The organism is Bacillus sp. AFS012607 (genome assembly GCF_002558005.1).
GTDB classification, from domain to species: domain Bacteria; phylum Bacillota; class Bacilli; order Bacillales; family Bacillaceae_G; genus Bacillus_A; species Bacillus_A thuringiensis_S.
The window spans coordinates 189,056-202,155 of sequence record NZ_NTVM01000010.1; the positions used below are offsets into that span (position 1 = coordinate 189,056).

The window sequence follows — 13,100 nt, forward strand, 5'->3', positions numbered from 1 at the left end:
TGAAAGGGATGTATAAAATTATATGAATGAAACGATATCATCAAATAAGTTTTTTTATTTGATTTTACTTAGTCTAGTGTTAATAACGACAGTGAATGTTATTTTGCGCTGGGAGGAAGCTTACTTTTTCATGTATTTAGCGCTCCATTTGTTGGGGATTTTATGTATAAGTGGTGGAGTCGTTACTGAAAAAAAGAGTGAAGAAAGCGTTAACTATATGTGTGTGATCGGTCTTATTTTACTTTTAGCTGTACAGGGTATTATGAAATATAGTTCCTTCTCTTTACAAGATTTTAGTTTATTAATAGATGTACTTCCTTAAAGAGGCTCTTTATGTTATCTAAAAAGCAAGTAGGGTACGTACTAGTTTTAATCGGATTTTTTAAGATTATCCCGCTATTTGCCGGGCAGTAAGACCCCACTGATTAAAGTTTCGTTTTATTATAACGACGCTATTCTTTCAAGACTATGAGTATATTTGATATGTAAAAGGCGTTGGTTTGTAAGTGCTTCCGGATTATGAACCGAAGAAAGTGTTTAAAGATAGGTAAAACTCTTCTTATGTAGAAGAGTTTTTTTATGTAAATAAAAAGATCCATAGCAATTCACATAATAAGCTTGTTCTAATTTAGCGTGTACGAACTTACAATAATAATAGACAGGCAGCATAGAGGAGGGAATAGCGTGAGGAAGGTTATTGGTTGGTCGCTTTTTTTGTACGTTGGATTTGCGTTACTTATATATTGGTATTTATTTGGATGGAATCATGAACTTATTCCGGACATGTATAAAGGAACAAGTGCAGATCCAGAAACGTTTATGAGTGCTAGAGAGCTTACGCTAAGCCAAGATTATTCGCGCGTGAAAAATTTACTATACTTTTTAGCGACGCCTCTTGAATGGATTATTTTATTATTTGTACTTGTGCTAGGTATTTCAAGAAAGTTTGAGAAATGGTCGAAGGAAACGACTAAAATAAGTGTCTTGCAAGTTGCGATTTATTTCTTTTATTTATCATTACTGACAACAGTGCTTGCCTTACCGATGCAATGGATTGGCCGGAAAGTATCCGTTGATTACGGCATTTCAACACAAAGTACACAAAGCTGGATAAAAGATCATGTTATCGGTTTTTGGGAAAGTTATGCGACTATGTTAATCGTAGTTACCGTTCTATTATGGCTTATCCGTAAATTTCCGAAGAGGTGGTGGCTAGCAGGGTGGGCGCTCTCTGTTCCATTTACAATCTTTTTAACATTCATACAGCCTGTCGTTATTGATCCGCTTTATAACGACTTCTCAACGCTGAAAAATAAAGAATTAGAAACGAAAATTTTAGCGATAGCAGACAAAGCTGACATTCCTGCTAAACACGTATATGAAGTAAATATGTCAGAAAAAACGAATGCATTAAATGCTTACGTAACAGGAATTGGTCCTAACGCCCGTATTGTAATGTGGGATACAACGCTTAAGCAGTTAAAAGATAAAGAGATATTATTTATCATGGCTCATGAAATGGGACATTATGTTATGAAGCATATATACTTTGGCGTTGCAAGTTATGTATTGCTATCGTTTATAGGTATGTTTTTAATTAGTCGTATTATAAATATGTGTATTCGCAAATGGGGAGATACATTGCAAATTTCAAAAGTGGCATGTTTCTCCATTTTACCTTTATTTTTCTTAATTTCTTCTATACTCTCTTTTGCAGCACAACCAGCAACAAACTACGTTTCACGTATAGAAGAAAGAGCGGCAGATCAATATGCTTTAAATATGACGAAGGACGGGAAATCTGGTGTGAAAACTTTTCAATATTTATCAAAAACAAGTTTAAGCCAAGTAAATCCGCCTGCGTTAGTGAAGTTTTTCTTATACACCCACCCACCAATTTTTGAAAGAATTCACACGTTTGAACAATATGAGAAACAAAGCAAAAAGGAGTAGCATGATAGCTACTTCTTTTTTTATAGAGATATAAGTTTGATATTGGGAATATTTATCATTGCTTTTTATTGAGATTTTGTAAATAATAAGCTATAAAATTCTAAAAATCTATATATAAAGGAATAAAGGTGGAAAAATGTATTTTTTACAAAATTTAAAAGTGAAATATAAATTATTATCGCTTATTTCATTAGCAGTTTTAGGTATGGTAATTATGAGCAGTGTAGCAATTAATTCCATTAATAAGATTAAGCACGATACAGAGGTTGTAGTAGATGATTATCAATATTCTGCAATTTTATTAGAAGGAATGCTTCGCACACAAAATTCACTAGAATATAACTTATTAGAATTAATTACTGCATCACAAAATGAAGTGGCAAATAAAGAGGGGATAATTGATAATATTGAAAAGGATCTTAAAAAATATGATTCTTTATTAAAAGAATATGATGATGGTTTTAATTTAAGTAAGCAAGAGGATGAACTGTTTCAGAAGATGAAGAAATCTTTGCCAAGTTATAAAGATACATATAAAAAATTATTTGAAAAGGCGAAGGCAACAAATGAGTCACAAATGGTAAATGAATTTCAGAAGGAATTAAAACCGAAGGGAATAGAGTTAGCTGGTTATGCAGTGGATCTAGAATCGTATGTTTCAAACTTAGCTGATCAAGTGTTTAAAGATTCTCAAAAAATGATTGATCGATCCGTTATTACCTTTATCATTCTTGTAGTAGTTACTACAATCGTTATATGTATAGTAAGTTATATTATTAGTAGGCTTATAGTTGCTCCGTTACAAACGGTTAGTCGTATGATGGAAAGAGCGAAAGAAGGAGATTTAACTGTACATGGTGATTATAATGCTAAGGATGAATTAGGTGTATTAGTAAGTAATTTTAACGAGATGATTGCAGGGCTAAGAACAAATATGCAAGAAGTAGAGAATAATATTCAGCTTTTATTCCAACATGCAGACGGAGTAGCATCTGCATCAGAAGTATCTAGTAGTGCAGCGAAGAAAATCACTATGGATATTGAAGAAGTTGCAAATGGTGCAGAGAGTCAAATGCAAGCAATGGAACAAACTGCGGGTGCGATGGAAGAATTGACACAAGGAATGCAGAGTATAGTCAATACATCGTCCTCTGTAAATGAATTGTCTGCTCAATCAGCATTAGATGCAGAGAATGGTAACAAATTAATGAAACAAATGATTCAACAGATGGATACAATCCAAAATTCGGTACATAGCGGTGTGAAACAAGTAGAGACTATGAAAGAACAATCAGAAGAAATTGTTAAAATCATTGATGTTATGCAAGGTATTACCTCTCAGATTAACTTATTAGCATTAAACGCCGCAATTGAGGCTGCACGTGCTGGTGAAAGTGGTAGAGGATTTGCAATTGTGGCAGATGAAGTGCGGAAATTAGCAGAACAATCTAGTGATTCTGCAAAACAAATTGAGAATCTTATTACTCAAGTTATGGGAACAACGAACCATACGGTACATATGATGGGGAAAGTAGATAATGAGGTACAGGCAGGTACACAAGTAGTAATGCACACAGAAAAAGTATTTGGAACAATTACAGAAAAAGTACAGCAAGTATCTGAGCAAATTCAAACGGTATCTATGTCTACAGATGAAATTGCAGCGAGTAGTGAGGAAATCTCGGCTTCTGCAGAAGACATGGCTCAAATTTCCCAAAGATCATCTGACCGAACTGATAGGGTAAAAGAGTCTATTCAACAGCAAGAAAAATCTGTTCAAGAGATTTCGGTTTCAATTGAACATATGCATAACGCAGCAGGAAAATTAAAACAAATAGTTGGCCAATTTACTCTTCAAAAGTAGTAGCATATTTGAGTGTTAATAAATATAAAAAAGCATCCTCTTTTAAGAAAAAAGGATGCTTTTTTTATTACTACTATTCTTAGATTTCGAGCATTTTCAAGGTGATGATCTGTACATACTAGATTTGTATATTACTTATTTTTTGACAGTTTAAGACATTTATCGACGAGAATTATTTCTGTATTAGTGTTTTTAGATCCTGCTGTTGCAATATTATTAGATACTGTTTTTACCGGATTTAGACCAACTAGTATGTAAGTAGTAGGGATTATCCTTATATTTGTAGGGATGGCGCTAACTTTTCGCAAGGGAAGAGAAGGCGAGTTATCAGTGGAGAGGAATGCTACCTCTGAAATATAAATCATGAATATAGTAACCTTCATTAGGCATCTCCTTTACGCGCCAATAAAGGGAAGTTGTAAAGTGAAAAGGAGTTTATAAAGAGATTGTAGAATGTTTTAGTATATAACACCTTAGATGTGACAACTTCCTTTTTGAAAAAGGAAGAAGGAGGCATAAAGCAGAAAGGTAGTGGAAATATTTCTTCTAGAAGATTTGCATTTTATCTTACATTCACCAAAAAATAGTACTCCTGAAACAATGAAGTTCATTTTATTTGAATGAAATAGGGAGAGAGGACGATGAAGAAAAAAATATTGGGTGTAATGATGATTGCGACAATGGCAGGAGGGATATTTGCAGGGACGAATGTGACGCCTGTAAAAGCGGAAGAGTATCCACAAATGATTGTGTTTGAAGATGTTCCATACGGGTTTTGGGCATATGACGCTATTATGGATTTAGCATATCATAAAATTATATTAGGGTATGGAAACGGGAAGTATGGTGTTGGTGATCTTACAACACGTGAACAAGTAGCTGGTATTATTTACAGAACACTTGAAATGAAAGAAGAAGGGTCAGTAGCGAATCCGTATAAAGATATTTCTGATAGTACAACAACTTTTAAAAAGGAAATTTTGGCGTTAACAAAACGTGGTGTTTTTACAGGGGATGGGCAAGGGAACTTTAGGCCGAAAGCACCAGTCTCTAGAGCGGAAATGGCTGTCATTTTAAAACGAGCATTTACTTTTGAAACGAAGCAAAAACATACATTTAAAGATATTCCAAAAGGCCACTGGGCAGAAGATGCAATTAGTGCGCTACAATCTAATAATGTTGTAAGAGGAACTGGGAATGGCATGTATGAATTAAATCGCCCTGTACCTAGAGAACAATATGCTCAATTTATTAATAATGCGATTATTAATTATCATTTGAAAGAGGATTGGAGATAGAGTGAAATATGAAAGCACAAATAGAAATATTTGTGCTTTTTTGTTTGTTTAAAAAAGAATTATTATTCGTTTTTATGTATTTTTAATGTTATACATAAGCTTTATAATCAACCCCATAAAAAAGACATGATGTGTAATATGATTCACAAAACCGTCACGAAATGTGTCGGAAAATATATTGTTACTATACTATTTGTTATGTATATTTGAAAAAACATATACATATTGGGGAGGAAATGTAATGAGCAAAAAATTATTAAAAACAGCTACAGCATTAACAATTATGGGTGGGGTGTTATTCTCAGCAGAGAGTAACAATGTAAAAGCGGAAAGTGCACCGTTGCAAAAAACAAATACAATTGTATTTAAAGATGTACCAAAAGGGCATTGGGCATATGAGGCGATTCATGATTTAGCGGAACAAGAAATTATTTTGGGATATGGCGATGGAATATTCGGTTTTGGGGATAATGTAACACGTGAGCAAGTTGCAGCTTTAATTTACCGTGTGTTTGATATGGAAGAACAAGATGAATATGAAAACCCATATGGAGATATCGATGAAAATTCAACAAGCTTTATCGAGGAAATATTGGCTTTAACGGAAATGGGAATTTTCCAGGGAGACGAGAATGGAAACTTTAGACCGAAGGCGACGTTAACGCGTGCGGAAATGGCACAAGTTCTTACGAATGCTTTTGACTTACAGGCAAAGGGATCTCATAACTTTAATGATGTTTCAGCAAATTCATGGGCAACGAATGCAATTAGTGCAGTACAAACAAATGGTATTACAATGGGAATCGGAGAAGGTAAATTTGGTCCGTCTATGAAGGTAACGAGAGAACAATACGCACAGTTTTTACATAGAGCAATATTGCATGATATGGAACAAGGGCAGTAATAAAGTTTAACTAGTCAAAGTGAAATTTAAAAATAATACAAAAAGGTCGTTGTTGTATAACAGCGGCCTTTTTTTGTATGAAATAAAGCGCGAAAGAATGGCGTTTTGAAAAAAAAATGAAGTGAATTTTCAAAAAAAACTTCCTTTTCTGAAGATTTGTTATATAATATAAAACATGAAATCAAATCTGTTATAAAACAGTTTAAGAAGGGGATGCTAATATGTCGACGCAAACTTCACGGGTTACACTCGTTGGAGAAATGTTACCAGCGTACAACGAAATATTGACACCTGAGGTGCTTAGTTTTTTGAAGGAACTACATGAGAATTTTAATGAGCGCCGCATAGAACTTTTACAAAAACGTGTAGAAAAACAAAAGAGAATTGATGCAGGGGAGTTTCCGAAGTTTCTAGAAGAAACAAAACACATACGTGAAGCGGATTGGACAATTGCCAAGCTGCCAAAAGACTTAGAGGATCGCCGCGTAGAGATTACTGGACCGGTAGATAGAAAGATGGTCATTAACGCTTTAAATTCAGGAGCGCATCTTTTTATGGCGGATTTTGAAGATTCGAATTCACCAACTTGGGAAAATGCAGTGGAAGGTCAAATCAACTTACGAGATGCAGTAAAGGGAACGATTTCACATGAAAATGATAAAGGGAAAGAATATAGATTAAATGAGAAAACAGCTGTACTCATTGTACGTCCAAGAGGATGGCATTTAGAGGAAAAGCATATGCAAGTTGATGGGAAAAATATGTCAGGTAGCTTAGTAGATTTCGGCTTGTACTTTTTCCATAATGCGAAAGCTCTTTTAGCAAAAGGGAGCGGCCCATACTTTTACTTACCGAAAATGGAAAGTTATTTAGAAGCGAGATTATGGAATGATGTATTCGTATTTGCTCAAAAATATATCGGCATTCCAAATGGAACGATTAAAGCAACTGTGTTACTGGAAACGATTCACGCTTCGTTTGAAATGGATGAAATTTTGTATGAGCTAAAAGATCATTCTGCTGGCTTAAACTGTGGAAGATGGGATTATATTTTTAGCTTTTTAAAGAGTTTCCGTAATCATAATAAATTCTTACTACCAGATAGAGCACAAGTCACGATGACAGCGCCATTTATGCGTTCGTATTCTTTGAAAGTAATTCAAACGTGTCACCGCCGTAATGCACCAGCAATTGGAGGAATGGCGGCACAAATTCCGATTAAAAATAATCCAGAAGCGAATGAAGCAGCTTTTGAAAAAGTGCGTGCTGATAAGGAGCGCGAAGCTTTAGACGGTCATGACGGGACTTGGGTTGCTCACCCTGGACTTGTACCGGTTGCAATGGAAGTATTTAATCACATTATGAAAACACCAAATCAAATTTTCAGAAAACGTGAAGAAATATGTGTAACAGAAAACGATTTACTAGAGGTACCGGTGGGAACGATTACAGAAGAGGGCCTTCGCATGAATATTAGCGTAGGTATTCAATATATTGCATCTTGGTTAAGCGGACGGGGAGCAGCACCCATTTATAACTTAATGGAAGATGCGGCAACTGCTGAAATTTCAAGAGCACAAGTATGGCAATGGATTCGTCATGAAGGTGGAAAACTAAATGATGGTCGTAATATTACGCTTGAATTAATGGAAGAGCTAAAAGAAGAAGAATTAGCAAAAATAGAAAGAGAGATTGGTAAGGAAGCCTTTAAGAAAGGGAGATTCCAAGAGGCGACAATGTTGTTTACAAATCTCGTTCGAAATGATGAATTCGTACCATTTTTAACATTACCAGGTTATGAAATTTTATAAAAAATGAAAAGGGGATGGAATAAATGAAAAACGAAAGAATCGAGAAATTACAAGAAAGCTGGGAATTAGATGAGCGTTGGAAAGGGATCACACGTCCATATTCGGCAGAAGATGTAATTCGCCTGCGCGGATCAATTGATATTGAACATACATTAGCGCGCCGCGGTGCTGAGAAGCTTTGGACATCGCTTCATACAGAAGACTATATTAACGCACTTGGCGCATTAACAGGAAATCAAGCGATGCAACAAGTAAAAGCTGGGTTAAAAGCGATTTACTTAAGTGGTTGGCAAGTGGCAGCTGATGCAAACCTTTCTGGACATATGTATCCAGACCAAAGTTTATATCCAGCGAACAGCGTACCTGCTGTAGTGAAACGAATTAATCAAACACTTCAACGTGCGGATCAAATTCAACATATGGAAGGAAGCGATGATACAGACTATTTCGTACCGATTGTAGCAGATGCAGAAGCTGGATTTGGTGGACAATTAAACGTATTCGAACTGATGAAAGGTATGATTGAAGCAGGTGCATCAGGTGTGCATTTTGAAGATCAATTATCTTCAGAGAAAAAATGTGGCCATTTAGGTGGAAAAGTACTACTACCAACGCAAACAGCGGTACGTAATTTAATTTCTGCACGTCTTGCAGCAGATGTAATGGGAGTGCCAACAATTATCGTTGCAAGAACAGATGCAGATGCAGCTGATTTAATTACGAGCGATATCGATCCTGTTGATAAAGCATTTATTACAGGAGAAAGAACACCAGAAGGATTTTACCGTACGAATGCAGGTCTTGATCAAGCGATTGCGCGCGGTTTAGCGTATGCACCGTATGCAGACCTCGTTTGGTGTGAAACGTCGGAACCAAATTTAGAAGATGCAAAACGATTTGCGGACGCAATTCATAAGGAGCATCCAGGAAAGTTACTTGCATATAACTGTTCACCTTCATTCAACTGGAAACAAAAACTAGATGAAAAAACAATTGCGAGCTTCCAAAAGGAAATCGCATCTTACGGTTATAAGTTCCAATTCGTAACACTTGCTGGATTCCATTCATTAAATTACGGTATGTTTGAACTAGCACGTGGCTATAAAGAGCGCGGCATGGCAGCATACTCTGAACTACAACAAGCTGAATTTGCAGCAGAAAAACACGGCTACTCTGCAACACGTCATCAACGCGAAGTAGGAACAGGTTACTTTGATGAAGTTGCACAAGTGATTACAGGCGGAACTTCATCAACGACAGCGTTAAAAGGATCTACAGAAGAAGCACAGTTTACGAAATAAAAGGAAGGGGCACCTGTTTGAAGGGGGCCCCTTGTTATTTTGTGAACGATTCGAAAAGAGATATCAATTTATCGGCAAAAAACGATACTAACTTTTCTTTATTACTAAATCAACGCCACTCAGCCCTATGATTACGAATAAACTTCATATCTTTCTCATAATGCTCTAGATGTCCTTCATCAATCATTCTTTGGAAATTCAAGTCGCCTTCTTGCGCTTTTCGTTTCATATATGTACATAACCCTTCTAATCGTAGCAACACCATTCCTAAGTAATCTTCATCCATATTTTTACCATAGGACTGAACGAATAATTTCACTCTCTCTTTAATACGATCTGCATGTTGCGATGATTCATAATGAATGGCTTCACCAGATTCTGTATAATACACTCTACTTAAAGGCACACAAGTATAAAGTGTATAAGCGATATCCCATAGTCTTGGACCAGGAGCAGCAACATCGAAATCAATAATCCCTACTGGCTTCTCATTATTAAAAATAATGTTATATATGGCAAAATCATTGTGGCATAAAACCTCAATGTTATTTGGCGTGTGATCCATCGGTTTCCAATCATCTAATAACGGAAAATCACTTACAGCATCATGGTAAAGGCGGAGCATCTTTGCGATTCCTTTTAATACATCATTAGATCGCATATATTCTTTTAAAGGATAATTCCCAGCTTCTCCTTCAATAAAGGATAAAACCTCTCTATCTTCTTCATCTACACCTAAAAACTTTGGAGTATAATGAAATCCTTTGTTTTCTAAGTGTTGTAATAGCTTATGGATTTTTGCGCTATCTGGCTTTAACTCTCGACGAACAGTATTTTCAGAACGATATACGTTCGAAACGTTTCCGCCTGTTAGCTTTTCTTCGTTATCGTAGTTTGACATGTGAAAATTCCCCCTATAATTAAAAAATCCAATTCCAAATAGTGAATAGACCAACAATGGCAGAAAAGAGAAGGCAAGCAAGGAATGCTAGACAGCCAAAAGGAACTAGCTTATCTTGCCATGTTTCTTTATACTCATAAATTAACTCCTCTGCTACTTTCTTCTGCACTGAAGATAAAGGTTGATCTTTATACAAAGCTTTTATATGGTTAGAATCGCCTTTAAACTTTAAAGCGCGTGCAATATGATGAGGGTTATTTCCCATTGATTTCTCAAATAATAAACATGATTCATGCATAATATCTGTTTTTATGCTCCTCTAGATACCAGTAACGTCCAGCCATTTCTGGATATTGTAATTTATAATAAATATCTCCGAGTTGTTTTCGAAGATGTAATTCATTTGGGTATGTAAAGATGAGGCCGTGCAATCTGTCTCTTGCTTTTCCAAGATTATTATTTTCAATATCCTCTTCGATTCTTTTTAATGTTTTTCTAGGAATTTTGTTGTTCATAAATTCCTCCTTATTTGGAATAGAGATAATTATATTTTATAAGAAATACTAAAAATTAGAAATTCCATTTTAGAAAAAGATTGTACATTTTATTTTAATGTGCTATGATGATGTCAGTTGAATAGTTAAATTAAGCAATCCATATGTTATCAAGTGCTGAAAACGAACGAGAAAAAGTATGTGAGAACTAGTTTATGTTTCGTATTTGATAATGTGTGGATTCTTTTTTTAGACAGGAAGACTAAAAAATTTAAAATTTGTATTTTCTTAGGAGGAAATAATTATGGCAGTAACAGGACAAGTAAAATGGTTTAACAACGAAAAAGGTTTCGGTTTCATCGAAGTTCCAGGCGAAAACGACGTATTCGTACACTTCTCAGCAATCGAAACTGACGGTTTCAAATCTTTAGAAGAAGGTCAAAAAGTTAGCTTCGAAATCGAAGACGGTAACCGTGGACCTCAAGCTAAAAACGTAATCAAACTATAATTTTATAGTTGATGATGGAAAAAAGGATGGCTAATGCCATCCTTTTTTTTTTAGGTTGTGCAGAAAATTTTTTCAGAGCCTGTTTTTATATCTAAATCTCTTTTTCTATGTTACAACTGGTAAAAAATTATCGGGAATGCGTATTAGTTTCTGTATAAGAATTAGTTCAGCAAGAGCATTTGCTGCGTATGATAGTAAATAACTATAAGTTTGTATTCTTTATTGAAATAGGGGAATCTTTTCCAGATAGACCTTGAGTCTCATCTTTTTTGTTAGTATTGTTATTGGAATTTTGTACGTTTTGAGATGATGTTTCTAACAGTTGTTCTTGTTCCTTGCTAGGAGTATTCAGAGCATCTGAGGGGATGCTATTAACCTGCTGACTTAATAGATTTTCTTTATCCATAGTATACAACTCCTTTTTAGAATTCGATAAAAAGCAATGTAATTATAAATAGCTACTTATATATATTGTGTTTTTGAATGACATTATATACAAAACTTATATTACAAAGTTAATTAATTGACGAATTGTTAGTGATGGAAAAAGATGTACAAATTTAAATTTTTTAGTAAAAATTTAAAGCGGGTAACAAGTACAAATACTCTTTCTCATGTTTTATATAAGGATCATATTACAAATCAAAAAAGATGTAGAGAACCTTGGAAGAAAATATAGTTGTTTTTCTAAGGGTGAAGAAGAATAAATAAAATGATACTACAAATGTAAAAAGGCTTTCCAAAAAGGAAGGCCTTTTACTCTTTTTTCGCTACGTTTTTCTTCTCACGTTTTTTACATTCTGTACATTTTGATTTACGAAACGGTTTGGCAAAGAATAGCAGAATAAAAAATAAACCGAATATAATACTAGCTGAATTTTTCACGATAATGACGCTACTATTTTTCATTTGAATTGATGGTTGGATCTCTTTTTCTTCCATAGTGGCCCTCCATATATTGGATTTACATTTTAATTATAACAAAGTTAATTGTTGTAATGATGTGAAATGAGGAAGTGATTTCAAATATTTATAGCAGTATAAATGCTTTTTTGTGCACAATGCCATCTTGTTATTTTTATATATTTATTTTGAAATTTGAAGAATGTTTGATAAATAATAAATTAATGTAAAATAGTAGAATGTGCAATCCGTTTTCTTTTCATAGGTGCTAAAATTATATATGCAGCTGCTAATATAAATGGAAAAAAGGAGATAATAGAGTATGGAAAGTAAAGTGGAACGCTATGTCGAAAATTATGTTGTAACGAAAAATACGATGGCCTTACTTCCTGTTATTCTAAGTGAAAAGAAAATTGTTACGCGAGTCGTTGAAATGAATGATTCTTTTTTCGTATTTCAAAAACCACTAGATATTATAGAAAGAAGTTGCCGAAAGCATGGTTCTAGTTTCTTAGGCAGAAAAGAAGGAACGAAAGAATTAACTCATATTACACATAAAGCACCGATTGCGATTAGTCCTACAGATCAACTTTATTTTTTCCCTACCTATTCTTACTCTAGAAAAGAGTGCGCTTGGTTGTCTCATTTTTATATTGAAGGTAATAAAGAATTAAAAGATGGAAATCTTATTATTAGGTTTATAAATGGCTTTGCTGTGAAATTAGAAATATCAAAAACTAGTTTTGAAAATCAACAAAATCGTACAGCGAAATTGCGTACTGAATATGAAGATCGTAGGAAAAAACAAGGGAGCCCTTGTTTTAAAGAGATTGATAAAAAAGAGGAATCAACATTAAGACCTGCTTATGAGAGAGTGTATTTTGTGAAGGAAGGCGAAGTGTGAAAGGATGGGGGAATCATCCCCATTCTTTTTTTGTTTATCCGCTATTTACCGGGCAGTAAGACGCACACATCAAAATTCAGCGAAAGCAAAGAAGTTAGGTGGGGGCCCTGCTGCCTGTAAAAGCCGGATTGGTGAGGGTTGATTAAAGCTTCATTTTATCAATCTTTATAGATAAAGAGATGTGTTAGAAAAACCGAGTTGTAATTTCATTTACCGATAAAAATACCGGAAAACCACCTAAATAACAAAACGAACGACA

12 protein-coding genes and 3 pseudogenes are annotated in these 13,100 nt (G+C 34.7%); 11 read left to right on the forward strand and 4 right to left on the reverse strand.

Going from position 1 to position 13,100, the window contains the following annotated elements; all coding sequences use genetic code 11:
* The first annotated feature begins 22 nt into the window (after positions 1–22).
* From CN409_RS11315 to aceA, 9 genes and pseudogenes are all read left to right on the forward strand, one after another.
* A complete protein-coding gene (locus tag CN409_RS11315) occupies positions 23–322 on the forward strand; it encodes a DUF2101 family protein (protein ID WP_001006051.1) in 300 nt (99 codons plus the stop codon).
* Between the two features lie 362 nt (positions 323–684).
* Positions 685–1,953 carry a M48 family metallopeptidase gene (locus CN409_RS11320; RefSeq protein WP_001233314.1) on the forward strand — a complete coding sequence of 423 codons (1,269 nt, stop codon included), beginning with the start codon at positions 685–687 and terminating at the stop codon, positions 1,951–1,953.
* A gap of 136 nt (positions 1,954–2,089) precedes the next feature.
* Positions 2,090–2,869 (forward strand): annotated as a pseudogene (locus tag CN409_RS32820) (MCP four helix bundle domain-containing protein); the annotation flags it as partial.
* Positions 2,870–3,025: 156 nt separating this feature from the next.
* Entirely contained in the window at positions 3,026–3,817 is a 792-nt protein-coding gene (locus CN409_RS32825; protein WP_407091010.1) for a methyl-accepting chemotaxis protein, read from the forward strand.
* A 58-nt stretch (positions 3,818–3,875) separates the two neighbouring features.
* A pseudogene (locus CN409_RS11330) lies at positions 3,876–4,177 on the forward strand (EamA family transporter); the annotation flags it as partial.
* Positions 4,178–4,458: 281 nt separating this feature from the next.
* On the forward strand, positions 4,459–5,115 hold the full coding sequence (locus CN409_RS11335; protein WP_000727105.1) for an S-layer homology domain-containing protein: 657 nt from the start codon (positions 4,459–4,461) through the stop codon (positions 5,113–5,115).
* A 241-nt stretch (positions 5,116–5,356) separates the two neighbouring features.
* On the forward strand, positions 5,357–6,019 hold the full coding sequence (locus CN409_RS11340; RefSeq protein ID WP_012614769.1) for an S-layer homology domain-containing protein: 663 nt from the start codon (positions 5,357–5,359) through the stop codon (positions 6,017–6,019).
* 221 nt (positions 6,020–6,240) lie between these two features.
* A complete protein-coding gene (gene aceB, locus CN409_RS11345; protein ID WP_016097894.1) occupies positions 6,241–7,830 on the forward strand; it encodes a malate synthase A in 1,590 nt (529 codons plus the stop codon).
* Between the two features lie 23 nt (positions 7,831–7,853).
* Positions 7,854–9,131, forward strand: a complete 1,278-nt coding sequence (aceA, locus tag CN409_RS11350; protein ID WP_000787346.1) for an isocitrate lyase — start codon at positions 7,854–7,856, stop codon at positions 9,129–9,131.
* A 109-nt stretch (positions 9,132–9,240) separates the two neighbouring features.
* Here aceA and CN409_RS11355 read toward each other — a convergent pair whose 3' ends face one another.
* Both CN409_RS11355 and CN409_RS11360 read right to left on the reverse strand, forming a co-directional pair.
* Positions 9,241–10,032: a phosphotransferase gene (locus CN409_RS11355; protein WP_000073811.1), complete on the reverse strand. Its 792-nt coding sequence runs from the start codon at positions 10,030–10,032 to the stop codon at positions 9,241–9,243.
* Between the two features lie 19 nt (positions 10,033–10,051).
* A pseudogene (locus CN409_RS11360) lies at positions 10,052–10,547 on the reverse strand (DUF6584 family protein).
* 283 nt (positions 10,548–10,830) lie between these two features.
* On the opposite strand from CN409_RS11360, the gene cspA reads away from it, so the two are divergent.
* Positions 10,831–11,034, forward strand: a complete 204-nt coding sequence (gene cspA, locus CN409_RS11365) for an RNA chaperone/antiterminator CspA (protein ID WP_000301518.1) — start codon at positions 10,831–10,833, stop codon at positions 11,032–11,034.
* Between the two features lie 202 nt (positions 11,035–11,236).
* On the opposite strand, the gene CN409_RS11370 is transcribed toward cspA, so the two are convergent.
* Both CN409_RS11370 and CN409_RS11375 read right to left on the reverse strand, forming a co-directional pair.
* Positions 11,237–11,440 (reverse strand): hypothetical protein, encoded by a 204-nt coding sequence (locus CN409_RS11370; protein ID WP_000356915.1) that lies wholly within the window; start codon positions 11,438–11,440, stop codon positions 11,237–11,239.
* 350 nt (positions 11,441–11,790) lie between these two features.
* Positions 11,791–11,976: a hypothetical protein gene (locus tag CN409_RS11375; protein ID WP_000391375.1), complete on the reverse strand. Its 186-nt coding sequence runs from the start codon at positions 11,974–11,976 to the stop codon at positions 11,791–11,793.
* A 283-nt stretch (positions 11,977–12,259) separates the two neighbouring features.
* Here CN409_RS11375 and CN409_RS11380 point away from each other — a divergent pair, with 283 nt between their 5' ends.
* The gene (locus CN409_RS11380) at positions 12,260–12,841 is read left to right on the forward strand and encodes a competence protein ComK (RefSeq protein ID WP_000444446.1); all 582 of its coding nucleotides are present in this window, start codon (positions 12,260–12,262) and stop codon (positions 12,839–12,841) included.
* Positions 12,842–13,100: the final 259 nt, after the last annotated feature.

What these genes read in the sequence shown, in the direction of transcription:
- aceA (WP_000787346.1), top strand. Translation starts at nt 7,854, where the DNA reads ATGAAAAACGAAAGAATCGAGAAATTACAAGAAAGCTGGGAATTAGAT.
- CN409_RS11355 (WP_000073811.1), bottom strand. Translation starts at nt 10,032, where the DNA reads ATGTCAAACTACGATAACGAAGAAAAGCTAACAGGCGGAAACGTTTCG.
- CN409_RS11380 (WP_000444446.1), top strand. Translation starts at nt 12,260, where the DNA reads ATGGAAAGTAAAGTGGAACGCTATGTCGAAAATTATGTTGTAACGAAA.
- CN409_RS11375 (WP_000391375.1), bottom strand. Translation starts at nt 11,976, where the DNA reads ATGGAAGAAAAAGAGATCCAACCATCAATTCAAATGAAAAATAGTAGC.
- CN409_RS11340 (WP_012614769.1), top strand. Translation starts at nt 5,357, where the DNA reads ATGAGCAAAAAATTATTAAAAACAGCTACAGCATTAACAATTATGGGT.
- CN409_RS11370 (WP_000356915.1), bottom strand. Translation starts at nt 11,440, where the DNA reads ATGGATAAAGAAAATCTATTAAGTCAGCAGGTTAATAGCATCCCCTCA.
- CN409_RS11335 (WP_000727105.1), top strand. Translation starts at nt 4,459, where the DNA reads ATGAAGAAAAAAATATTGGGTGTAATGATGATTGCGACAATGGCAGGA.
- aceB (WP_016097894.1), top strand. Translation starts at nt 6,241, where the DNA reads ATGTCGACGCAAACTTCACGGGTTACACTCGTTGGAGAAATGTTACCA.
- CN409_RS32825 (WP_407091010.1), top strand. Translation starts at nt 3,026, where the DNA reads ATGCAAGCAATGGAACAAACTGCGGGTGCGATGGAAGAATTGACACAA.
- CN409_RS11315 (WP_001006051.1), top strand. Translation starts at nt 23, where the DNA reads ATGAATGAAACGATATCATCAAATAAGTTTTTTTATTTGATTTTACTT.
- cspA (WP_000301518.1), top strand. Translation starts at nt 10,831, where the DNA reads ATGGCAGTAACAGGACAAGTAAAATGGTTTAACAACGAAAAAGGTTTC.